The organism is Bacillus methanolicus MGA3, assembly GCF_000724485.1.
Taxonomy (GTDB): Bacteria; Bacillota; Bacilli; order Bacillales; family Cytobacillaceae; genus Bacillus_Z; species Bacillus_Z methanolicus_A.
In genome coordinates, this window is sequence record NZ_CP007739.1 from 3,270,568 (window position 1) to 3,291,344 (window position 20,777).

Genomic DNA, 20,777 nt, shown 5'->3' on the forward strand with positions numbered 1-20,777 from the left:
TTCCATTTTTGGTTAATTTATCTTTACTATCTATGTTATTTCAACGATAATTAATAAAAAGGGTGTGACTATATGAAACCAGTACGCTTTAAAAGTCTAAAACTAAATCGAACAGATATTTTAACAATTTCTCACGAATTAGAAATCGAAAAGGATCGTAGTAGAGAGTATAAGGAAGATGTAAAAGACTTTGTTATTGAATGTTTACGTTCCAGCGATTTCTTAGACGTAAAATTTAATAGAAAAGTGAAAATTTTTTAAGGTGATAAACGAATGGAAATTTTTCAGGCCCAACCCTTGGATAAAGTTTATGATTTAGTCCAAGGGTTTTCTTGCGGAAATAAATACATAGATGATTACTTAACTAAAACATACTATGCTTATAATGACCACATCAAGAATCTTACTACTACAACTACAATAATTGACACTGAAAAAGATAGAGTTGCTGCATTTATATCAACGCGTTGTGCCTCTTTAAATATAAATAAAAAAGAAGCTCAAGAACTTGGACTTGTCGGTGAATATTCAGTTCCCGCTATTGAAATTAGATTTCTTGCGGTAAACAAAGCCTATCAAAAACAAGGATTAGGCGAAAAAATCCTTCAATCTATTGTAGGTAAAGCCATTGAACTTTCTAGACATTTTGGGTGTCGTTATGTTTTTCTCTGGGCAGTTCCAGAACCAGAAGTCATAGAGTTTTATCAAAAAAGAAAATTTGAATTTATGAATACGGTTGATGAAGAAACTGAGCTGTGCTTAATGCGCTTTTTAATCCCTGAAATTGATAATGATTGGCTTGAAGAGGTATAAAACACTAATAGTGAGGGTATAAATTGTAGTAAAACACTATTGGTGGTGCTGTTATGGAATTAAACGGAAAAAAATTAGACCCAAATGATGCTAAAGCTATTATAAAAGAAATAAAGAATAATAAACACATCTCTCAATCTTCATCCGAAAAACAAAAATTAATAAAAGACGCTTGGAAAAACAGAGATTTCCTTTCTAATAAGCCTTGAACTGGGCTTTTTTATTTTTTAAGGCTACCGTTCAAAATCTAAGAGAAGCAGAATTCTCTTTATCGTTTTGTTCGGTCAATTTTACTATTCCTCACCAATCCGTAAATTGTTAAAGAAACAAAAAAAAAAATAAGACTGTAAAAGTAATGCTATAACCTATCTGATTTTCGCTGTATTTGTCATAAGCAAGCATACCCATCACAATTACATTGATAAATAGGTTTGATAGTACCAATGGATGAATTCTTGATTTATCCATGTTTTCCCGCCTCCTACGCTTTCATTTCACCATATTTTATTCATCTTTTAGTAGCCTTATTTAAAAAAGTGTCAGGCACCACCTGAAGTCAAATGTCCACGGATGGTGCCTGACCCTCTAATTGCGCGCTAATTCCACCAGCTTTTTCAGCTCATCAGGATTAAAGCCTTTTACCGCTTGATCTTCAACGACAGTTACGGGTATTCCCATAAAGCCAAACTTTTCTACTTCTTGTTGATATTCCGGGTTGGCCAACACGTCTCTAACTTCAAATGGAATTCCTTCCTGAGTAAGCATTTGTTTGACCATATTGCACTCATTGCAGCCCTGTGCAGAATAGACAATTACTTGTTTGTTCATTGGTTTAACGCCTCTCTAATAGATTCCCTCGTAATCTTCCAATGGGAAGTATCCCAGCGTACTTTTCCATCTTCAAGAAGGAAAATTTGCGGAGATTCATGCTTAATTCCAAATTCCTCAGCAATTTTATTTGAAACCGGGCGGTCTTCAATCACGTGGACAACAGCAGCAGAAATGTCCGTTTCCTTCAGGAATGATTGAAATTCCTCATAGGCTTTCGCACTGATCGGACAAGTGGTGCTGTGCTTAAAAAGCAACTGTTTCCCCGGTTGTTGAACAAATTGATGAAAATCTTCTATTGTTTGAAGTTGTTTGATTGACATGGTTTCCACTCTCCTTTATTAATTTATATTTTTACCGTGTTCAAAAAAGCCTCAATTTTATCACGATCGAACACATGAAAAGTTTGGCTGCCAATCACGATAAAAAGTGCAGCAGCCCCCTCGCTCAAGCATTTGGTCAAGTTGAAAATTTTAAGATTACCCCATCAAAACGGCCATGACTGTAGGATAGTCCACAAAAAGTCCCTTTAAAAAGATATTACAAAATTATTTTTCTTTTTCCAAAATTAATGCCTATTTTTTCCCCCAACTTTGTGGTCTATTTTTACTTTAACATAGGAAGGATATGCATGACTAACTTATAGATTGGTTATCATAATGTATGTCATGGGAGGTATGTAAATGGCTCGCATACAATTAAAAGCTTCAGGTGTTACTGAAGGATCCACTTCTAAGATTACAACAGGCACCCACACATTTAATATTGATGAACCGGAAAGCCAAGGTGGTAAAAACACTGGACCGAATCCGCTTCAAACAGTTTTGGGCGCACTTATCGGCTGCGAAAACATCATTGCCAACATGGTGGCTAAAGAGATCAACTTTGATCTTCAAGGAATTATTTTTTCAGTAAAAGGAGAACTCGATTCACGCGGTTATAAGGGAGATCCAAATGTTCGCACTTACTTTCAAAAAGTAGAAATTTCCGCAGAAATAAAGACGAGTGAATCGGAAGAACGTATTCAGGAACTGAAAAAAATAACCGACAGCCGCTGCCCAGTATTTAATTTGTTAAAAGCAGCTGACGTTGAAATCGTAACAAACTGGAAAAAAGCTGAGTAGCCGGAAAGGCAAAAGGAGTGGTTTATTGCCACTCCTTTTTAATAGTAAGGAAATATGATTTTTTTGCATTTCTAGCATCTGTATCTTGTCAAATGAATTTAGAGCCTTTTAATTTTTAATTATATGAGCTAATATTTTCATTTATGAGCCCTTATTTGATATATGAGCCTTCATTCGGATTTATTAGCCTTTATTTTCATATATGAGCCATGATTCCATTTTATGTGCCGTCGTTCTGATTTATGAGCCATCACGGCTTGGCCCCCTTTTTTTAGACACGTACTTTAATTTTCTTTGCTTTTCGCATTATTTCATCTTTTTGTTTTTCCTTCTTCACCTTAGCCCATTTTAGATGATGTCACTTCATCGTCAAGCCCAATTCGCTTGACCCTTTCGTTCCATCATCTAGGGGTGGGTTAGGTGAAGAAGGAGTAACTCTGCGAAGCTTACAAGCTGATCGCCATATCCTCCGGATAACCTTCATCCTTATACAATTCATGAAACTGAACAGGAGTAAGATAATTAAGGCTGCCGTGATATCTCCGATAGTATAGCTTTAATAGGCAACTACATGAAATTGCCTAAACTTGGTCTTGTTCGTTTTGCCAAAAGCCGCGAAGTGAAAGGACGTATCCTAAATGCAACAATACGGCGTAATCCTTCTGGCAAATACTTTGTTTCTCTTGGTACAAAGACAGAAGTAACTGAATGGCCAAAAACCCGTTCAGCTATTGGAGTTGACGTGGGAATCAAAGACTTTGCTATTCTTTCCGATGGAACAACTTACTCCAATCCAAAATTTTTCCGCTCCTTAGGGGAAAAATTAGCAAAAGCACAACGGATTATGAGTAGACGAACCGTTGGCGGTGGAAATTAGTACAAAGCTAAAAAGAAAGTTGCCCGTATATATGAAAAAATAGCCAATGCAAGAAGGGATTTTTTAGACAAGGTTTCAACCGATATTGTCAAAAACCACGACATTATCGGAATGGAAGATTTGTCTATAGCTAATATGTTAAAGAATCATTCTCTTGCCAAAGCAATTAGTGAAGCATCATGGTCGCAATTCAAAACCATGATTGAGTACAAAGCAAAATGGTATGGCAAACAAGTTGTGACCGTTGCAAAAAACTTTCCTTCCAGTCAGCTTTGTTCAAAATGTGGCTATCAAAACAAAGACGTTAAAAATTTGGATTGCGTGAATGGGACTGTCCTTCTTGCGGAACCTATCATAATCGAGATATTAACGCAAGTATCAATCTTAAAAATGAAGCCATAAGACTTCTAACCGCAGGGACTGCGGGGCTAGCCTACTAAGATAACCGAAGGTTACTTCGGTGTTCGTAGGAATCTCCCGCTTCAAACAACCCGTCAGGGTGTTAAGCGGTGAGTAGTTCAATCACATATGACGGAGGCGACTTAAAATTTACCTGATCTAAAAATAGAAAAAAGCAGCCAAAGAAACATTAATGTAGCAACAATGAATCCGAGTTCAATTGCAGGTATTTCCCATAGCAGCGTTGATTGTCTTCCGATAGATGATCCAATAATAAGTCCGACCATAATTATGCTAAAGGAAAGCAACACAATACTGAATGAAAGACGGTTGCTGATTCTGTCCATTTTCTTTAATAAAAGATGAAGTTCGGGAATAGTAATTTCTATCCGTAATTTTCCTTGTTGCATAATGGAGGTTATTTCTCTTAACTTTTTAGGCAAATCGGAGATGATTTCTGAGTATTCAACAATATGGCTCCAAGCATTTTCTGCAAGTTTTTTTGGATGAAAGCGATCCTTCATCAATCGTTCCCCAAAAGGTTCTGCCACATTCATAATGCTAAACTCCGGATCCAATGATTCTACAACTCCTTCAAGAGTTAGAAGGGATTTACCAAGTATTGTTAAGTCGGCAGGAATCCGAATGCGATGATGAAACGCAACGGTAAATAGGTCATTAATAGCTTCCCCAATACTAATTTGACTTAATGGAACGTCATAATATTTGTCCTTTAAGTCATCAATATCTTGTCGTAATAATTCCATATCAATATCTTCCGGAATTAGTCCCATGCGTGAAACGACTTTAATAATCCCATCAGTATTTCCGCGCTTCAAAGAAATTACAAGAGACGCAAACTGGTATTTCATGTCATGATTCAAACGGCCCATCATTCCAAAATCCAGTAATGCAATCACTTCACCAGGCAATACTAATACATTACCTGGATGAGGGTCTCCATGAAAAAATCCCTCGATTAAAATTTGATGAAAAAAAGACTGTGCCAATCTTTCAGCAATAACTTTCCGATTATATCCTTTTTCACCCATTTTTTTTAGGTCATTTACTCTTACTCCTTCTATATATCCCATAGTAAGAACTTTTTTCGTTGAGTAATCCCAATAAATTTTCGGAATACAGATCGTAGAATTGCCAGTAAATTGATTGGCAATTTTTTCGGCATTTCGTCCCTCAGTGCGATAATCTAATTCTGTTCGCAAGGATTTTGCAAACTCTTCAATCATATCCCTTAATTGACATCTCTTAGCCCAATCCATTCGCAATTCCATTAGTCTTGCCAAATCTTCAAGTATTTCCAAATCTGTTTCGATTACATTCCGAATGTTCGGCCGTTGAATTTTTACCGCTACTGACTCTTTGGAATACAGCCTGGCATAATGTACTTGTCCGATCGATGCAGCAGCGAGAGGTGTTTCATGGAATTCATCAAAAATCGTTTCGATGCTTTCTCCTAATTCTTCTTCAATAATTTGCCGCACTTGATCAAACGAAAAAGGGGGAACGCGATCCTGTAATTTTTCCAGCTCCTGTGTAATATACTCTGGAATTAAATCACGCCGGGTACTTGCAATTTGACCCATTTTTATAAAAGTAGGGCCCAACTCTTGCAAGCATGACCGTACTCTTCCGCCAATCCGCCTTGGGTTCAAATCTGCATTTGCGTTCACTTTTTTTATTGGGATGGGCAAGACTTCTGACAAGCCTAAGTCTTTTACAATGTAGCCTAAACCATTGCGCAAAAAGGCATTTATGATTTCTTGATACCGTTGGGCGTGTTTCATTCTCCTACCGAGCATAAATAATTCCCTCCGAACTATGACTCGTCTTTATTCACCTTTCCTTTCTCTTTCCAGCATTTCAATTCTACGCTCTAATTCACGAACTTCATCTTTTGAAACAAGGTTCAGTTCATCCAGCATTTGTTTGATTCTCAATTTAACCATTTCATCTAATTCTTTCCTGGCTTGAGCGCCTCTTTCCGTCAGCTTATCAATCCATTCCTTTGATTCCGCCTTACTTAATTCTCCCTTTGTTACAAGATCATTGACGATTTTTTCAATTTGCTCTTTACTGGTAATCGCCACGCCTAATCCTAACGAAAGTACTTGATTGATTAAATTTTTCATGTTGCTTTTCCTCCTTTATCATTTTCTGTTAGTCAAGCAAGGATTTTAGTTCTATTATTTTTTTCTCAGCTGATTATTCACCGGCATTAATGCATTCTTTTGCTTTTGTCGTGTCAAATGCCGCAATATGCCCTACTTCAGGACATTATTCAAGTCAACGGAAACTGCTAGGAACTAAAGCCTAACCTATCTTTTTCATTTTTCCCTCCATTTTGAGATTGTAAACTTTTCGATTTAAGTTAATTTCCCATGTGAAATAAAGAGATATGTATTCGTACTTTTACTTAGTGGAATACTTAAATGTGTCTTTTTGGGTTTTTTGGGTATTTTGGGTTGATGATAATAGATTAACTGACTATAATCAAGATGTAAATATTTTAGGGTGGTTTTACTCATGAATCTAACAGAACGAAAAAAACAGTTTTTGCAAAAATTGATTGATTTATATGAAAGAACCGAACTGCCCGTTCATTACGAAACTTTGGCAAAGGCAATCGGGGTCAGTAAATGGACGGCATATGATATGTTAAAACAGCTTGAAAAATTGGGTTTTCTAACTCGCGATTATACGATTAATAATCGGGAAACGGGCCGCTCCCAAATCGTGTACACACCATCAAAAAAGGCATTTGACTTATTGAATAACTCGTCTTCAATAGAAGTAAGTATGGAAGAATGGGAAAAGATTAAAAAAGAAGTATTGGCATTCTCAAAACAATTAAAGGACTTAAATCCCAATTTAGCGATTCAAAAAGTTTTAGAGGAAATGTCAAAGATTAAGAAGAAAGCAATTCTTTGTGCTTATATCTTATGTCTGCTCATTGTTTATTTAAACAATTCCAATGAACGGACGATTTTTTTGATTAAACATATCGTTGAAGACATTCATGAACACCATACAAGACTCATCATGTTTGTTGGAACTGTTATAGGTACAATTATTCAAACAGCGAACAAAAATTTAGGAAGTGAATTGGCCAAATTGGGAAGTGAGTTTGTCTGTATGATCGGGCAGCTCTCAAAAAAGGAAAAAGAAATGATTTCCAAATTTCTTATTGAGAGTATATCTTAATTTTCATTAAATTCCCCAATAAATTCTTCCGTGTTTGTTTTTTGGTTTTTTGGGTGATCTTTAATGAAAATCTTATCCCGGTTTTTCTGGCTGTTCGACAAAAAAGTCCATCATAGGAGTTGATTCTTTTGGGAGAAAAATCAGCATTGATAGCAGGAGCAAGTGGCCTTGTTGGCGGAGAGCTGCTTCATTACCTGCTGGACGGAGATCAATACGACAAAGTTGTTGCATTAGTGCGTAAACCTCTTGGCATCAAACACCCAAAACTCGAGGAAATAATTGTAGATTTTGAAAATCTCTTCAACTATAAAGATCATTTTAGAGTTGATGATGTGTTCTGTTGTTTAGGGACTACGATTAAAAAAGCCAAATCGAAAGAAGCCATGTTAAGAGTCGATGTTGATTATCCCTTAATCATTGCAAGGGTTGCAAAAGAAATGGGGGCAAAACAGTTCCTAGTTATCAGTTCCATAGGGGCAAACCCTAACTCTTTCATATGGTATACCCGGATGAAAGGATTGCTTGAGGAACAACTTAAAGAGGTTGGTTTTCATTCACTGCATATACTCAGACCATCCCTTCTTCTTGGAAAAAGAGCAGAATTCAGACTTGGTGAAACAGCGGGGGCATTTCTGTCTACAAAACTTTCGTTCGCTTTTATTGGTCCGTTGAAAAAATATAAAGCAATTTCAGGTAAAACAGTCGCATTAGGTATGTATAAAATTGCTCAAAGTGATAAAAAGGGAGTAAATATTTATATTTCAAATGAAATTGAGATGATCGCACAAACACAATAAGCAGTTCCTTAAGGAGCTGTTGTTTTTGTGTTGGGCGGTCGGTACACAAAGAAAACAAATTGTTTGATTTTATAGTCGTATAGTTATTAAATTATAAAATATAAAAAGAAAGAAGATGAAAGTATGTCCGAAAATAAAAAAGCAAAACGAATAACCGATATTCCATTTTCGGTACTTGATCTTTCTCCGATTGTAGAAGGTGGTACGCCATCCGATTCTTTTCGAAATACACTAGATCTAGCTCAACATGCGGAAAAGTGGGGATATCACCGATATTGGCTGGCAGAACACCATAATATTTCTGCCGTAGCCAGTTCTGCAACATCTGTTGTCATTTGTCATGTGGCTCAAGGTACTTCAAAAATCCGAGTAGGTTCAGGCGGAATCATGCTGCCTAACCATGCTCCGCTGGTCATTGCTGAACAGTTCGGAACTCTCGAATCTCTGTTTCCAGGCCGAATTGATCTTGGTCTTGGCCGCGCACCCGGTACAGATCAGCTTACCGCTCATGCTCTAAGACGCGACCTTAGAAGCCATGGCGAGGATTTCCCTGAGCAACTAGCTGAACTTCGCGCCTATTTTGATCCGTCTTTAGCTTCAGGAAGAATGCATGTAAGAGCAGTCCCGGGCGAGGGCTTGAACATTCCAATTTGGTTATTGGGCTCAAGCGGATACAGCGCACAACTTGCCGGCATGCTCGGACTGCCATTTGCTTTCGCAAGCCACTTCTCACCTAACAATACACTGGTGGCACTGCAGTTATACCGCCAATATTTCAAGCCTTCAAAAGTGCTTGATAAGCCGTATGCAATGGTCGCAGTGAACGTTATTGCTGCAGAAACGGATGAAGAAGCACGCTATCTGGCAACTACAATGCAGCAGCAATTCCTAAACTTGGTTCGGAATCATAATGTACCGCTGCAGCCTCCTGTTGACAATATAGATGCTCTTTGGAACGAATATGAAAAAGAAGCCGTCGAACAGCAATTAGGTTCTTCCATCATTGGCAACCCTGAGACTGTGAAAGAAAAGCTGCAGAATTTTTTAGATGATACCCAGGCCGACGAAATCATGATCAATGCCTCAATTTTTGATCACCAAGCACGGCTTCGTTCCTACGAAATCGTGGCAGACATCACGAATTTGCAAGAACAACGCGAAACACGGATTTAAATGATACGATAATGTACAAAAAAGGAGCTGCTAGGCAGTTCCTTTTTTATTTTATATTTAGTTTTATGACCTATTGGAAACAAAATTTATTTTTTCGTTAACGAATCAACAATTTGATCAATCGTTAGGTTATTAGCGATCACACCGCTAATTGTCCAATGGCTCGGATCTTCCATGTTATATACGTTTCCTTTTTTAACAGCCGGGATGCCTTTCCAAACAGAGCTGTTTTTTAGTGTTTCTAATCCCGGTTCACCAGGTTTGCTAACAAGGAACAGGTGATCAGCATCAAGCTTAGACAATGCTTCAAGTGAAACCGGCTTCCATGTAGCTTCGGCTTTCGGTAATTTTTGAATCATTTTAGGCTGAGCAACACCCAGATCACCATAGAGAACATTTGCTGCAAAGCGTGTATTTTCAAACAAGTAGAATTGATCACCAGCTACCCATAAAATGGCTGCTGTTTCATCGCCTATTGCTTCTTTAATTTTCTTAGATGCATCTTTCACCTTTGCATCATAATCAGCCAATACATTTTTTGCTTGCTTTTCTTTCCCTAACAATTTCCCCATTACTTCTAATTGTTTACGCCAGTCGGAGCCTTCATCATCTTTAAAAACATATGTTGGCGCAACTTTTTTATACTCTTCATAATTCCCTTTTTGAATAGCCGATGCTGAACTAAAAACAATTAAGTCAGGTTGTGCCTTAATCGTTTGTTCTAATGGTAAATCCCAACCAATTTTTGGCACGTCTTTCAAATCAGATTGTAAGTAATCAAGTACAGTTGTTCCAATTGACCACTGAGCTGCTGGAGTCACGCCAAGTGCTACGAGCGAATCTTCCATGTAAGGAGCAAGAATGCGTTGCGGATTTGCAGGAATCGTTACTTTTCCCATTGCATCCGTCACTGTCACATCTTTTGTGTTTTCCTGTGTTTCCTTCGTATTGTTAGTACCACAACCTACTAACAACATTATCGTACAAATAAAAATTGTGATGATCGCTAAATATGTATTTCGAAATTTCATTTTCATCCTCCCAAATCTATCATTCTAATAACAATGATAATCATTATCAACAAAAACGTCAACACATAAAATTTTTATGAGTTTTTACTCCCAACCCTGACATGGAAAAAGACTTCATTTAAATTTTTTTGATACTAGTTTTCGATTAATTCGTTAAATATATTGAAAGGGTTAGATATTCATTTTATACTTATTTATTATTGATAATGATTATCACTATTATACAATAACAATGAAGGGTTGTTTTTAGGCAGTGGTAAATTTACAGTGCACTTCAAGAGTGAGAAAACATAGATTTAGAACAGGTTTCATTTTGCTTGTCGGAATATGTTGTTTGCTGTTGGCAATTTGTATTTCTCTCGTTTTTGGGACTGAAACAATAAAACTGGCAACCGTTTGGCAAGCGATATTCGATTATCATTCTGATAACAAAGCACATCAAATTGTTCAAGAAATTCGTTTACCGCGAGCATTAATCGCAGCATTGACCGGATCTTACTTGTCGTTATCCGGAGCTATTATGCAGGCAATCACAAGAAATTCACTCGCTGAACCCTCTCTTTTAGGGGTATCTTATGGAGCGGCATTTTCCCTTGTTATAACAATAGCCTTGTTTCCGAGCGTGTCGAATATTGGAGAAACTGTTGCTTCTATGGTAGGTGCTGGATTATCAGTCCTTTTCGTATTTATGTTAGCTGCTTCTTCAAAAGGTGGAACATCACATGTGAAATTGGCACTTGCCGGTGCAGCGGTAGGAATGTTCTTGAATTCGTTGACCTCAACTGTGGCGCTTCATTTTGATGTATCAAAAGAGATGAGTTTTTGGTATGCCGGAGGATTAGCCAACACAAACTGGAATGATTTTAAGATTCTTAGTTTTGTAGGATTCATTGGGATTCCGATCGTCTTTGTCATTGCTCGTGCTTTAACGTTGCTCAATCTTGGCGAGGAAGTAACACAAGGGCTGGGAATTCATTTAAATCTAGTCAAAGCTCTTAGTATTGCGGCCGTCTTGCTGTTAACCGGGGCTTCGGTTTCGGTAGCCGGATCAATTGGCTTTGTTGGACTCGTTGTTCCTCATATTAGCCGAATGTTAGTTGGACCGGATTATCGTTTTTTGCTCCCCGTTTCAGCCGTATTGGGCAGCCTGCTGCTTGTGTTAGCGGATGTTGGAGCAAGAATGATGAATTCCCCTTTTGAAACACCTATTGGAGTCGTCACAGCAGCAATTGGAGTGCCCTTTTTCTTATATTTAGTTCGATGTGAAAGGAGTAGATTCCTATGAACAACATCTCTATGAAGTATAAATGGACGATGTTCACATTAATCGTACTCCTTTTCATCGCTTGTTTTATAAGTTTAAATTTCGGTGTTGTTCCCATTTCACCAAATGAAGTGTTTCATACATTGATTGGTAATGGGACGAAACAACAACAGTTGATCTTGTTTGAGATTCGTCTGCCAACAATTATTTTAGCTCTACTCGTTGGTGCAGGTATGGCTGTTTCAGGTACAATTTTACAAAGTATAACTCGTAATGAACTGGCTGACCCCGGTATTTTAGGCATTAATTCAGGTGCGGGGACAGCTGTAGTCATCTTTATTTCTTTTTTTAAAACAGCAACAGGAAGCCTTAGTACATTCAGTACTTTTGCTTTGCCTCTTTTTTCTTTTTTCGGAGCTTTATTGACAGCAGGTTTGATTATTAGCCTTGCTTGGAAACGCGGGTTTCATTCCATTCGCCTCATCTTAGTTGGAATTGGAATCAATGCAGGTTTGAGTGCTCTATTAATTGCCCTTCAATTAAGAATGACACCGCATGATTTTATGCAAGCAATGGTTTGGCTGTCAGGAGATTTATGGGCAACGCAGTGGAAGTTTGTGTGGGCTCTGTTGCCTTGGTTTATCGTACTTATTCCATACTCATTGTATAAAGCACACACACTTAATATTTTGAACTTAGGGAGTTCAGTGGCAACTGGCCTTGGAATACGTTCCAATCGTGAACGTCTGCTTCTCCTTATGGCAGCGGTAGGGATGGCAGGTCTGGGAGTAGCTGCAGGCGGTGGAATTACTTTTTTAGGCTTGATAGCCCCACATATTGCTCGACGCCTTATTGGACCAAATCACCATTTGCTGCTTCCGGTCGCTGCATTGATTGGATCGTTCATTTTATTAATTGCTGATACAGTAGGAACAAATTTGTTATCACCTACAGAAATTCCTGCTGGTCTTGTCGTATCGATTGTTAGTGTTCCATATTTTATTTATCTTTTAATGAAAAAATAAGGAGGGAGCGCGATGACCACCCTAGCAGCAGAACAGTTGACCATCGGGTACGAGGACCGAATCATCGTTGAACGGCTAAATTTAGAAATTCCATCGAATCAGATTACTGCCATTATTGGTCCAAACGGCTGCGGCAAATCGACTATTTTAAAAACAGTGGCACGACTGCATCCGGCATTATCAAGTGTCATTTATTTAGATGGAAAAATGATTCATAAGATACCTACAAAAGAAGTTGCTAAAAAACTGGCCATTTTACCTCAGTCACCAGAAGCACCGAGTGGATTGACAGTGTATGAATTAATTTCATATGGACGAACCCCGTATCAAACAGGATTTTCACGACTCAGTAAACATGATTACGAAATGATTGAATGGGCGCTTGAGGTTACTGGATTAACCAATCTCCGAGATCAGTCTGTTGATACGTTATCAGGCGGCCAAAGACAACGAGCTTGGATTGCGATGGCGATTGCGCAAGAAACGAATTTATTACTATTAGACGAGCCAACAACGTATTTAGATTTAGCCCACCAATTAGAAGTTTTGCAGCTCCTAGAGAAATTAAATCAAGAAGATGGACGGACGATTGCGATGGTGATCCACGATTTGAACCATGCTGCCCGTTTTGCACATCACATGGTTGCACTCAAAAATGGAACGATTGTTAAGCAAGGAACTCCGGAAAAAGTCATGACGGCCGAAGTGCTTAAACAAGTATTTAATATTGATACAGTGATTGTTACGGATCCTAGAACAAGGAAACCGGCAATGATTTCTTATGATTTACTAAAGTAGAGGTAGAGATATGCTTGAGCAAAAAGAACTCTGGAGAGAACTTGAGAATTTCCATATTGTTAAAGATGAAACAGCAACAGTACCTCTCGTGGATAAGGATTTTTCAAAGCTGCTCAATCTTGCGAAGGAGCGTACAAAAGCAGAACAACCATATGTCGCAGCTTCCATCTTGATGAGGCATACAGCCTTCTTATTTACAGCCCAATTATATATCCTCAGTAAGTATCGTGTGAAATGGACAGGCGATTTAGCTCAAGTTCGAATAGTGGATCGGACATTGGATGATAGATGGGCGCCGCAGTGGTCGCTTTCTGGTGGGAAGTGGATTTCTGTGGAAACAGAAAAAGACTTAAAGGAAACGATCAAACGGATAATTTGCTATGATTATCGAATGATTGTGAAAGCTGTCGCTGCTGAAACGAATAGCTCACCACTCGTATTGTGGGAAAATATTTGGGGTTATATCCTTTGGATGTACGTGCAGCTTTTCAACCAAGGAGACGAAATTTCTTCTAGAGCACGCTACGATTTAGAATATTTACTTGACTCAGATACCTGGAAAAACATTGAACGACATTCACCCTTCCAAAGATTTCTAAATGGGCAAACACCGGAAGAAGCCATGGCTCATTATGCTCGAGTTACGTGCTGCTATTATTACAAAATCCCTGGACATAATAGGTGTTCATATTGCCCTAAGAACCAAACAGACTAACCTATCTCTTAAAAAGACTTCTACCCGTTCATGTATAGAATTTTAATCAAGCTATCATATGAATTTAAAGGGAATCGATCAATGGTAGATTCCCTTTTTTAAAACCTTTCTTTATCACACATTCAAATCTCTTTTTCTAAAAAACACATACGTTACAATCGAAAGCCCAACAATTAAGACCACTGATATTATGACAAAGACCGCATCAAAACCGCCGCCGTACATCAAATTTTTCGCATCATAATATTTAAATGGTGTGAAGTATTTCAAGAATTCAATGTTCTCGTTCAAATCGATTGCAATAGATAAAATAAACGTGATCAACAGAATTCCGGTTGACAATGAGCCAGCTTTTTTTGGATTTTTTTTGACAGCTGCGATAGCTGTACCAATTACCATAAACAGAAGCTGTAAAATAAACATCCCAACCATTAAAATGGAAATATCATCACTTACCTCTTCACCTTTGCTGTACTTTTGTACGATTAAGATTGAAGAAACAAAAGTAACCAGATTGAAAATCAAAATATTTACGAAAGCTGCCAACAATTTGGATGTGAGAATTTTATTTCTTGAAGCCGGTTTTACAAATAAGAATTCGGTTGTTTTATCTCGTTCTTCTTTCGCAATAATATTCGCTCCGAGCATGGCAGCATGGATCGTTGCCATCAGCACTAAGTATAAAAAGAGAACTCCATAATAACCGCTGGCCTTTGATAAATCAAAAGTTCCTGTCCCCATTATCGCTTGGAACGATTTCGGCATATCAGCCATTAAGTCATTCATGGATTGACCAGAAGAATACAAACTGACATATTTATTCATACCGGACGCAACCATGAATATGACACCAATACACCAAAATATTAAAGATTTTCGATGGGCTTTCATTTCTCTCAAAAATATATTCATTATTTTTCCCTCCTTCCTTAAACGGCATGGATATCCTTCTTGGCATAGATGAAATAGCTCGCAGCAATCGAAGCAACAATAAGCCCTATTCCTACAATCAAAAATGAAGTTTCATAGGCCGAATTTTTGATGATATAGTCATTGTCAAAATACTTAAAGGGAGAAAGATACCGCAGCGTTTCATCTTCAGCGGTAGAACTAAGCATTCCAATAATGAATAAAGTAAAGACAGTACTAAGAGACACGGCCAACACAGATTTAATCTTACGAACGATAACTGACATAATCATTCCTAAAGCAAGAAAAATAAGCTGAATGAAAAACAATGTAATCGAAATCATAAAGAATATTTTGCTGCTATAATCTTCTGTCTTCACTTGGGATGCCATTATGCTTGCAGCCGCTAAATAAACGACATTCGTCATGACTAATGAAGTCAATGCTGCCAATAGCTTCGATGTCATAATGCTTGTGCGGGTAACAGGCTTCGTTAAAAGAAAATCGGCTGTTTTTTCCCGAACTTCCTTGGAGAAAATAGAAACGCCTAAATTCATTGCCTGAATGGCTCCGCAAAGTGTGATATATAAAAACGCATACGAATAGAATCCTAGAATAGAAGCAATATTGTCTATATTAAGTCCAATCGCTTTTCTTACCGCCTCCGGATATCCTTCCAGCAGTTTTTTGAATTGCTCCGCATCCTTTGCAAAAGAAGGAAACAAGGATAAGAAAAACACAGCCACTGCAACTAACGATAAGGTCCAAATGATCGTGGATTTCCGATAAGCCTTCAATTCATGTAAATACATATTCATGCCGATTAGACCTCCTTTTCATAGTAATGCATAAAGATCTCTTCAAGGTCCGGCTCATCAACCCAAAGATTTGCAATCTCAATTCCTGAAATTTTTTTCAAAATGGCATTCAGATTTCCTTTAAATAAAAAGCTGACAATGTTATCTTTTACTTCTAAATCCTTCACGCCACTAATTTGAAAGTAGTTCTTATCTACCTTTGTTGTCGTTTCAATTTTGAATTTTTTATAGTTGTTTTCTTGTAAGGCACTGATCTTTTCAACCTTAATGATTTTTCCTTCTTTAATAATGGCAACCCGATGACATAATCTTTGAACCTCGCTTAAAATATGAGACGAATATAAAATGGTTGCTCCTTTTTTATTCTCTTCCTCCAATAATTCAAAGAACCTTTGCTGCATAAGCGGGTCCAGCCCGCTGGTAGGTTCATCTAGTATAATCAGCTTTGGTTCATGAAGCAGCGCCTGAACAATCCCAACCTTCTTTTTGTTCCCTAAAGATAAATCATCAATTTTTTTATTCAGATCCAAATCCATGATTTCCGCTAATTCTTTGATTCTCTTACTGCAATCTTTTTTATAAAAGCTAGCTGAATATTTTAGTAAGTCTTTCACTTTCATATTGTCGTAATAAAACACTTCTGATGGCAAATAGCCAATGTCTTTTTTTATTTCAGAAGTATATTGTATACAATCTTTCCCAAAAATCTTGGCACTTCCGCTTGTTGGATAAATGAGGGACAATAAAGTTCTTATTGTCGTCGATTTTCCCGCACCATTTGGTCCGATAAACCCAAAAATCTCCCCCTGTTCAACGTTAAAACTAATATCCGTAATTCCTCTTGCTTTTCCATAGGTTTTCGTTAAATTTTTGATTTCAATCACATTCATTTTATATCCCCCTTTTATAAAAGCAGACTTTAGGTCTAAACATAAAAAGATGTTTTAAGCAGATTTAGATAATGATCGATTTCCGATAGTATTTCTTCCATATTGATTTGATCCACGGTACGGAACTTTCCTTTTTTCTGCTGTTCATTTGAAAATCCTTCCATCGTCCAAATAATAATATTGATGGCTCTGTTAATATCAATTCCTTGTTTAAACTTTGACGTATCAATATCTGTAAATAATTTTTGATAGCTGCTTACAAGTATTTCTTTATTCCTTTTCTCTAACTCAATTTTTACATCGGCAGATTCTTCATGATAGGCGGCCATAAAGAAATTGAAGATGTCTGGATATTTTTTCATTAATTCAAATTCCAGAACGATGAGATCCCGAAATCTTATAAACAGATCTCTTTCATTCCAATCGATTTTCGAATAAAACTCATCCATAATAATCTCGACAAAATAGTCATACAAAAATAAAAACAATTCCTTCTTATTCTTAAAATAGTGAAAAAGCAATCCTTTTGAGATCTCCGCTTCTTTCACGATCTCATTTGTAGATGCTTTCTCATAACCTTTTTGCGCAAATTCTTTTAACGCTGCATTTAAAATGCGTTCTTGCTTATCTGGGCTTATATTAAAAAATTTAGAATACATTCTGTTAAACCTCCGTTGATTAGCAACCATTGACCGATGTGGTCAATCAAAAATTTCTTTAAGATCAGTGCTATGAGTTTTTGAAATTAGTATTTGTGTTAGGGATAATTATGATGTGAAGGTGTAGCATAGTGATTTGTGATGAAAGGTATAATCAAACACACTCCGTATAGGAAAAATGTCTTGTCTCTTGAAGAATTGATATAGAGGAATATGATAAAACCAGGGAATATTTGTAGGTTTTAATATTAGATATAATGGGAGCAAATGTTCTATGAATGGACTACCCCTCTCTTATCCGATTCGCGTTTTGAAGTGAGGGCTTCCTGTTTCAGAGATCGTTGCCTTTTCCCATATGAGAAAAGGCCTTACACAATCTCCACAGGCTTAAATTATACTGTTCGGACATGACCGCGCCCTACAATTTTTTAAGTATTATATAGATTTTCTTCTAAATATTATTAACTGGATTATAGTCACGATCCAAAACTGCTCCACATTTATAAAATGAGTTCCTTGACTTGCCCCTTATGCACACTTTCTTTTTTCAAACTTTTTCCTGTCGCTGAATCAAACAATTGAATAGCTGAAATGTTGGCTGATATTTCAATTTCACGACCATATTTCATGATGATATTTGGTTCGGCAAAAAAACGAACCTGTTCATTTCCGACTTTTAAATTGACCAATTGCGAATGGCCAATGAGCTCAATAATATTGACAATACCTTTGATGCGAATATCCCCTTTGTTTCCTAATTTTAAATCATGAGGACGAATCCCTACATTTACGTCTGTTTCTCCTCCATGAAAATCAAAAAGATTGCGATCTAATTCAATGGTCATATTTAGTAAATGAAGCTGATTGTTCAATAGTTTTCCTTTCAAAAAGTTCATCGGAGGCGTTCCGATAAACTGAGCGACAAAATAGTCTTTCGGGTAATTATATAATTCCATCGGTGTACTGTATTGAATGATTTTCCCTTCTTTCATGACCGCTATGCGATCAGCCATTGTCATCGCTTCTTCCTGATCATGGGTAACCAAAATGGTTGTGATACCTAATTCTTTTTGGATACGGGAAATTTCCTCTCTCATTTCAATTTTTAATCTAGCATCAAGGTTTGACAATGGCTCATCCAACAACAGCACCTTTGGTTTTTTCACGATGGCACGTGCCAGAGCAACTCTTTGCTGCTGGCCTCCCGATAACTCACTCGGTTTTCGATCTAATAAATGACCCATCTGTACCATTTCAGCCGCCTGTTTTGCTCGTTCAATCCGTTCTTTTTTTGGAACTTTCTGTTGTTTCAATGGAAATGCGATATTTTCTAAAACAGTCATATGTGGATATAAGGCATAACTTTGGAACACCATGCCAATATTTCGATCCTTTGGCTCTAAATCATTTACAAGTAGACCATCAAAATAAATTTCACCACTATTTGGCTTATAAATTCCAGCAATCATAAGCATCGTTGTAGACTTGCCGCATCCGCTCGGTCCAAGGAGAGCAACAAACTCTCCATCTTCAATCGTCAAGCTCATGTTATCAATTGTATTCGATTTTTTGTTGAATGATTTACATATATTTTTTAACTCGATTTTCATACGCTCTTTCCACCTCCAACACTTACCTGCATCAATGATTTTTGTGTAAATATAAAAAACAGTAAGACAGGCAACATGTAAAACAGTGATACAGCACTTAATAATCCATAATTAACTAAATTTGGATCACTGATTAATCTTTGGAGATAAGAGGACAAAGTGACATTTTCATCACTTAAAATAAACGTATATAATAATAAAAATTCAGACCAGCCAGATAAAAATGAGAAGATACTAATAGCTGCAATTCCAGGCTTAATCAAAGGAAGAACAATGGTAAACCAGACCTTCAAACGATTGCATCCGTCAATGAGTCCAGCCCACTCGACATCCCATGACACATCATCAAAAAAACCTTTTACAATCCAAGCTGTCATAGGAATTTGCAGGGCAGTTTTTACCAAAACAACCCCCCAAAGGGAATCAAACAATCCCATAAAATTCAATATATAATACACCGCAATAAGCAAAGCGACACTAGGAAAAGCATGTAATAGCAACGTAGTCTTCATTAATGCCTGACGTCCCGGAAATTCGATCCGTGCTAAAACATATCCAGCCATGACGCCGATGATGACTTCCAAGATGGTAAGGGTGCTAGAAAAAATGAAGGAATTCCAAGTTGCCGTCCATATACTTGGAAGCGTTCCTCCTCCATGCTCTACGTTCATCCATAAAAACTTCCAGTTTTCTAATGTAAAATGAACAGGGATAAAACCGTATTTCATTTGTTTAGAAAAAGAGCTTAACAAAAGCCACAAATACATCAAAATGATCGGCAGTGTGGTCAAGCCTAGAACTCCATATGCAATGATGTAAGGAATGCGCTTTTTCCATTTGGAAACATATGTAATCACAGACGCTGTTTCGGGTCTATAACTTGTTACTTCCATTTCAACAGCTCCCTTCTTACTCGATTCTTGAAGAACCCATCATTTTTTTCATACCAAACATTTTCCACATGATTAACGAAAAGATCAATGCGATCAAAACAAGTATAAGAGAAATAGCCGAACCATACCCATATTCAAAGTTTTGGAAGGCTTTATGATAGGAATATAAAGCTAACACTTCACTTCCAAATAAAGGTCCGCCATCTGTCAACAAGAGAATATATTCATAGGATGTGAATAAAGACAAAAACTGCCATATTGTCACAAACATTAACGGCCAGCGAACTGCCGGGATAATAATATCTTTAATGATCGACCATTGGGAAGCTCCATCTACGTTTGCGGCGTGGAACAAATTCTTCGGTATGGACTTTATAGCAGATGAAAAGATAATCATCCCAAATGAAACACCTATCAATCCATTCGCTAAAATGACAGCTGTCATTGGATGGGCTGACAACCATTTAACAGGCGGCATATGAAAAAGATCTCTCAAACTATTCAATACACCATATTCACTCGGATCAAAAAACCACAGCCAAAGAAGTGTATAGACAACTGGCGGGGAAATTCGCGGCAGCATCCATATCGCCCGAAAAACAAGACTGACGGATTCCTTTTGAATAAAATAAGTTGTCAGAATGCCTAAAGCCAAGCCAAAAAACACATTAATTAGCAATGTGAAACCGACATATAAGATTGTGTTTTTAACTATTAACAAGATATTCGGATCGGTCACAAGCTTTTGAAAGTTCTCCAATCCGTTAAAATCCCATCTCATGGCAGAATTCATATTGGTAAATGCCATTATGGCTATCAATACAACAGGGAGAAAAAAGAAAAGGGAGATAAGAATGATGAACGGTCCAAGCATAATGGCAGGCAACTTCCACCTTTTTAAGACAGATAGCACTTTTCCGGCCTCCTTTAAA

Annotated in this window: 23 protein-coding genes and 1 pseudogene; 12 read left to right on the plus strand and 12 right to left on the minus strand. The window is 37.4% G+C overall.

Features of this window, described 5'->3' with window-relative positions:
• Positions 1 to 72 precede the first annotated feature (72 nt).
• From BMMGA3_RS15860 to BMMGA3_RS18010, 3 genes are read left to right on the plus strand one after another with little or no spacing between them, the layout of a single operon-like run.
• Positions 73 to 261 carry a hypothetical protein gene (locus tag BMMGA3_RS15860; protein WP_003346962.1) on the plus strand — a complete coding sequence of 63 codons (189 nt, stop codon included), beginning with the start codon at positions 73 to 75 and terminating at the stop codon, positions 259 to 261.
• A gap of 12 nt (positions 262 to 273) precedes the next feature.
• The gene (locus BMMGA3_RS15865; protein WP_003346963.1) at positions 274 to 813 is read left to right on the plus strand and encodes a GNAT family N-acetyltransferase; all 540 of its coding nucleotides are present in this window, start codon (positions 274 to 276) and stop codon (positions 811 to 813) included.
• A 53-nt stretch (positions 814 to 866) separates the two neighbouring features.
• Positions 867 to 1,022, plus strand: coding sequence for a hypothetical protein (locus BMMGA3_RS18010; RefSeq protein ID WP_003346964.1), 156 nt, complete (start codon positions 867 to 869; stop codon positions 1,020 to 1,022).
• 376 nt (positions 1,023 to 1,398) lie between these two features.
• Here BMMGA3_RS18010 and BMMGA3_RS15870 read toward each other — a convergent pair whose 3' ends face one another.
• On the minus strand, positions 1,399 to 1,641 hold the full coding sequence (locus BMMGA3_RS15870; protein WP_003346966.1) for a glutaredoxin family protein: 243 nt from the start codon (positions 1,639 to 1,641) through the stop codon (positions 1,399 to 1,401).
• On the minus strand, positions 1,638 to 1,964 hold the full coding sequence (gene ytxJ / locus BMMGA3_RS15875; protein ID WP_003346967.1) for a bacillithiol system redox-active protein YtxJ: 327 nt from the start codon (positions 1,962 to 1,964) through the stop codon (positions 1,638 to 1,640). Before ytxJ ends, BMMGA3_RS15870 begins: the two co-directional genes overlap by 4 nt.
• Positions 1,965 to 2,324: 360 nt before the next feature.
• Between ytxJ and BMMGA3_RS15880 the strand changes: the two genes are divergently transcribed.
• Entirely contained in the window at positions 2,325 to 2,765 is a 441-nt protein-coding gene (locus BMMGA3_RS15880) for an OsmC family protein (RefSeq protein WP_003346968.1), read from the plus strand.
• 550 nt (positions 2,766 to 3,315) lie between these two features.
• Positions 3,316 to 4,082: pseudogene (locus BMMGA3_RS17630) on the plus strand (RNA-guided endonuclease TnpB family protein); the annotation flags it as partial.
• 102 nt (positions 4,083 to 4,184) lie between these two features.
• Here the strand turns inward: BMMGA3_RS17630 and BMMGA3_RS15895 are convergent.
• Positions 4,185 to 5,861: an ABC1 kinase family protein gene (locus BMMGA3_RS15895; RefSeq protein ID WP_003346979.1), complete on the minus strand. Its 1,677-nt coding sequence runs from the start codon at positions 5,859 to 5,861 to the stop codon at positions 4,185 to 4,187.
• Between the two features lie 30 nt (positions 5,862 to 5,891).
• Complete coding sequence (locus tag BMMGA3_RS15900; RefSeq protein ID WP_003346981.1) at positions 5,892 to 6,191, minus strand: phasin family protein; 300 nt, start codon at positions 6,189 to 6,191, stop codon at positions 5,892 to 5,894.
• A 394-nt stretch (positions 6,192 to 6,585) separates the two neighbouring features.
• Here BMMGA3_RS15900 and BMMGA3_RS15905 point away from each other — a divergent pair, with 394 nt between their 5' ends.
• The 3 genes from BMMGA3_RS15905 (at position 6,586) to BMMGA3_RS15915 (ending at position 9,233) form a co-directional block, all read left to right on the plus strand.
• A complete protein-coding gene (locus tag BMMGA3_RS15905) occupies positions 6,586 to 7,263 on the plus strand; it encodes a DNA-binding protein (RefSeq protein ID WP_003346983.1) in 678 nt (225 codons plus the stop codon).
• Positions 7,264 to 7,391: 128 nt separating this feature from the next.
• Positions 7,392 to 8,060: an oxidoreductase gene (locus tag BMMGA3_RS15910; RefSeq protein WP_003346986.1), complete on the plus strand. Its 669-nt coding sequence runs from the start codon at positions 7,392 to 7,394 to the stop codon at positions 8,058 to 8,060.
• Positions 8,061 to 8,183: 123 nt separating this feature from the next.
• Positions 8,184 to 9,233, plus strand: coding sequence for an LLM class flavin-dependent oxidoreductase (locus BMMGA3_RS15915; RefSeq protein ID WP_003346987.1), 1,050 nt, complete (start codon positions 8,184 to 8,186; stop codon positions 9,231 to 9,233).
• Between the two features lie 86 nt (positions 9,234 to 9,319).
• Here the strand turns inward: BMMGA3_RS15915 and BMMGA3_RS15920 are convergent, their stop codons facing one another.
• Positions 9,320 to 10,264 carry an iron-hydroxamate ABC transporter substrate-binding protein gene (locus BMMGA3_RS15920; RefSeq protein ID WP_003346988.1) on the minus strand — a complete coding sequence of 315 codons (945 nt, stop codon included), beginning with the start codon at positions 10,262 to 10,264 and terminating at the stop codon, positions 9,320 to 9,322.
• Positions 10,265 to 10,577: 313 nt separating this feature from the next.
• Between BMMGA3_RS15920 and BMMGA3_RS15925 the strand changes: the two genes are divergently transcribed.
• The 4 genes from BMMGA3_RS15925 to BMMGA3_RS15940 are packed head-to-tail and all read left to right on the plus strand — an operon-like array spanning position 10,578 to position 14,066.
• Positions 10,578 to 11,549: a FecCD family ABC transporter permease gene (locus tag BMMGA3_RS15925; protein WP_259674473.1), complete on the plus strand. Its 972-nt coding sequence runs from the start codon at positions 10,578 to 10,580 to the stop codon at positions 11,547 to 11,549.
• Positions 11,546 to 12,553 carry a FecCD family ABC transporter permease gene (locus BMMGA3_RS15930; RefSeq protein ID WP_003346990.1) on the plus strand — a complete coding sequence of 336 codons (1,008 nt, stop codon included), beginning with the start codon at positions 11,546 to 11,548 and terminating at the stop codon, positions 12,551 to 12,553. Before BMMGA3_RS15925 ends, BMMGA3_RS15930 begins: the two co-directional genes overlap by 4 nt.
• A 12-nt stretch (positions 12,554 to 12,565) precedes the next feature.
• The gene (locus tag BMMGA3_RS15935) at positions 12,566 to 13,351 is read left to right on the plus strand and encodes an ABC transporter ATP-binding protein (protein WP_003346991.1); all 786 of its coding nucleotides are present in this window, start codon (positions 12,566 to 12,568) and stop codon (positions 13,349 to 13,351) included.
• Positions 13,352 to 13,361: 10 nt separating this feature from the next.
• Positions 13,362 to 14,066, plus strand: coding sequence for a (2Fe-2S)-binding protein (locus BMMGA3_RS15940; RefSeq protein ID WP_003346992.1), 705 nt, complete (start codon positions 13,362 to 13,364; stop codon positions 14,064 to 14,066).
• Between the two features lie 114 nt (positions 14,067 to 14,180).
• Here the strand turns inward: BMMGA3_RS15940 and BMMGA3_RS15945 are convergent, their stop codons facing one another.
• From BMMGA3_RS15945 to BMMGA3_RS15975, 7 genes are all read right to left on the minus strand, one after another.
• Complete coding sequence (locus tag BMMGA3_RS15945; RefSeq protein WP_003346993.1) at positions 14,181 to 14,978, minus strand: DUF2705 family protein; 798 nt, start codon at positions 14,976 to 14,978, stop codon at positions 14,181 to 14,183.
• A gap of 17 nt (positions 14,979 to 14,995) precedes the next feature.
• Entirely contained in the window at positions 14,996 to 15,793 is a 798-nt protein-coding gene (locus BMMGA3_RS15950) for a DUF2705 family protein (protein WP_003346994.1), read from the minus strand.
• A gap of 5 nt (positions 15,794 to 15,798) precedes the next feature.
• Positions 15,799 to 16,683, minus strand: a complete 885-nt coding sequence (locus tag BMMGA3_RS15955; RefSeq protein ID WP_003346996.1) for an ABC transporter ATP-binding protein — start codon at positions 16,681 to 16,683, stop codon at positions 15,799 to 15,801.
• Positions 16,684 to 16,718: 35 nt separating this feature from the next.
• The gene (locus BMMGA3_RS15960; RefSeq protein ID WP_003346998.1) at positions 16,719 to 17,342 is read right to left on the minus strand and encodes a TetR/AcrR family transcriptional regulator; all 624 of its coding nucleotides are present in this window, start codon (positions 17,340 to 17,342) and stop codon (positions 16,719 to 16,721) included.
• Between the two features lie 500 nt (positions 17,343 to 17,842).
• The gene (locus BMMGA3_RS15965) at positions 17,843 to 18,952 is read right to left on the minus strand and encodes an ABC transporter ATP-binding protein (RefSeq protein WP_003347000.1); all 1,110 of its coding nucleotides are present in this window, start codon (positions 18,950 to 18,952) and stop codon (positions 17,843 to 17,845) included.
• The gene (locus BMMGA3_RS15970; protein ID WP_003347001.1) at positions 18,949 to 19,845 is read right to left on the minus strand and encodes a carbohydrate ABC transporter permease; all 897 of its coding nucleotides are present in this window, start codon (positions 19,843 to 19,845) and stop codon (positions 18,949 to 18,951) included. Before BMMGA3_RS15970 ends, BMMGA3_RS15965 begins: the two co-directional genes overlap by 4 nt.
• A gap of 16 nt (positions 19,846 to 19,861) precedes the next feature.
• The gene (locus BMMGA3_RS15975) at positions 19,862 to 20,758 is read right to left on the minus strand and encodes a carbohydrate ABC transporter permease (RefSeq protein WP_003347003.1); all 897 of its coding nucleotides are present in this window, start codon (positions 20,756 to 20,758) and stop codon (positions 19,862 to 19,864) included.
• Positions 20,759 to 20,777 lie beyond the last annotated feature (19 nt).

Excerpts from the sequence above, each read along its gene's own strand:
- BMMGA3_RS15955 (WP_003346996.1), bottom strand. The coding sequence starts at position 16,683 with ATGAATGTGATTGAAATCAAAAATTTAACGAAAACCTATGGAAAAGCA.
- BMMGA3_RS15915 (WP_003346987.1), top strand. The coding sequence starts at position 8,184 with ATGTCCGAAAATAAAAAAGCAAAACGAATAACCGATATTCCATTTTCG.
- BMMGA3_RS15965 (WP_003347000.1), bottom strand. The coding sequence starts at position 18,952 with ATGAAAATCGAGTTAAAAAATATATGTAAATCATTCAACAAAAAATCG.
- BMMGA3_RS15900 (WP_003346981.1), bottom strand. The coding sequence starts at position 6,191 with ATGAAAAATTTAATCAATCAAGTACTTTCGTTAGGATTAGGCGTGGCG.
- BMMGA3_RS15870 (WP_003346966.1), bottom strand. The coding sequence starts at position 1,641 with ATGAACAAACAAGTAATTGTCTATTCTGCACAGGGCTGCAATGAGTGC.
- BMMGA3_RS15935 (WP_003346991.1), top strand. The coding sequence starts at position 12,566 with ATGACCACCCTAGCAGCAGAACAGTTGACCATCGGGTACGAGGACCGA.
- BMMGA3_RS15950 (WP_003346994.1), bottom strand. The coding sequence starts at position 15,793 with ATGAATATGTATTTACATGAATTGAAGGCTTATCGGAAATCCACGATC.
- BMMGA3_RS15970 (WP_003347001.1), bottom strand. The coding sequence starts at position 19,845 with ATGGAAGTAACAAGTTATAGACCCGAAACAGCGTCTGTGATTACATAT.
- BMMGA3_RS15930 (WP_003346990.1), top strand. The coding sequence starts at position 11,546 with ATGAACAACATCTCTATGAAGTATAAATGGACGATGTTCACATTAATC.
- BMMGA3_RS15945 (WP_003346993.1), bottom strand. The coding sequence starts at position 14,978 with ATGAATATATTTTTGAGAGAAATGAAAGCCCATCGAAAATCTTTAATA.
- ytxJ (WP_003346967.1), bottom strand. The coding sequence starts at position 1,964 with ATGTCAATCAAACAACTTCAAACAATAGAAGATTTTCATCAATTTGTT.
- BMMGA3_RS15860 (WP_003346962.1), top strand. The coding sequence starts at position 73 with ATGAAACCAGTACGCTTTAAAAGTCTAAAACTAAATCGAACAGATATT.
- BMMGA3_RS15940 (WP_003346992.1), top strand. The coding sequence starts at position 13,362 with ATGCTTGAGCAAAAAGAACTCTGGAGAGAACTTGAGAATTTCCATATT.
- BMMGA3_RS15865 (WP_003346963.1), top strand. The coding sequence starts at position 274 with ATGGAAATTTTTCAGGCCCAACCCTTGGATAAAGTTTATGATTTAGTC.
- BMMGA3_RS15960 (WP_003346998.1), bottom strand. The coding sequence starts at position 17,342 with ATGTATTCTAAATTTTTTAATATAAGCCCAGATAAGCAAGAACGCATT.
- BMMGA3_RS15895 (WP_003346979.1), bottom strand. The coding sequence starts at position 5,861 with ATGCTCGGTAGGAGAATGAAACACGCCCAACGGTATCAAGAAATCATA.
- BMMGA3_RS15880 (WP_003346968.1), top strand. The coding sequence starts at position 2,325 with ATGGCTCGCATACAATTAAAAGCTTCAGGTGTTACTGAAGGATCCACT.
- BMMGA3_RS18010 (WP_003346964.1), top strand. The coding sequence starts at position 867 with ATGGAATTAAACGGAAAAAAATTAGACCCAAATGATGCTAAAGCTATT.
- BMMGA3_RS15920 (WP_003346988.1), bottom strand. The coding sequence starts at position 10,264 with ATGAAATTTCGAAATACATATTTAGCGATCATCACAATTTTTATTTGT.
- BMMGA3_RS15905 (WP_003346983.1), top strand. The coding sequence starts at position 6,586 with ATGAATCTAACAGAACGAAAAAAACAGTTTTTGCAAAAATTGATTGAT.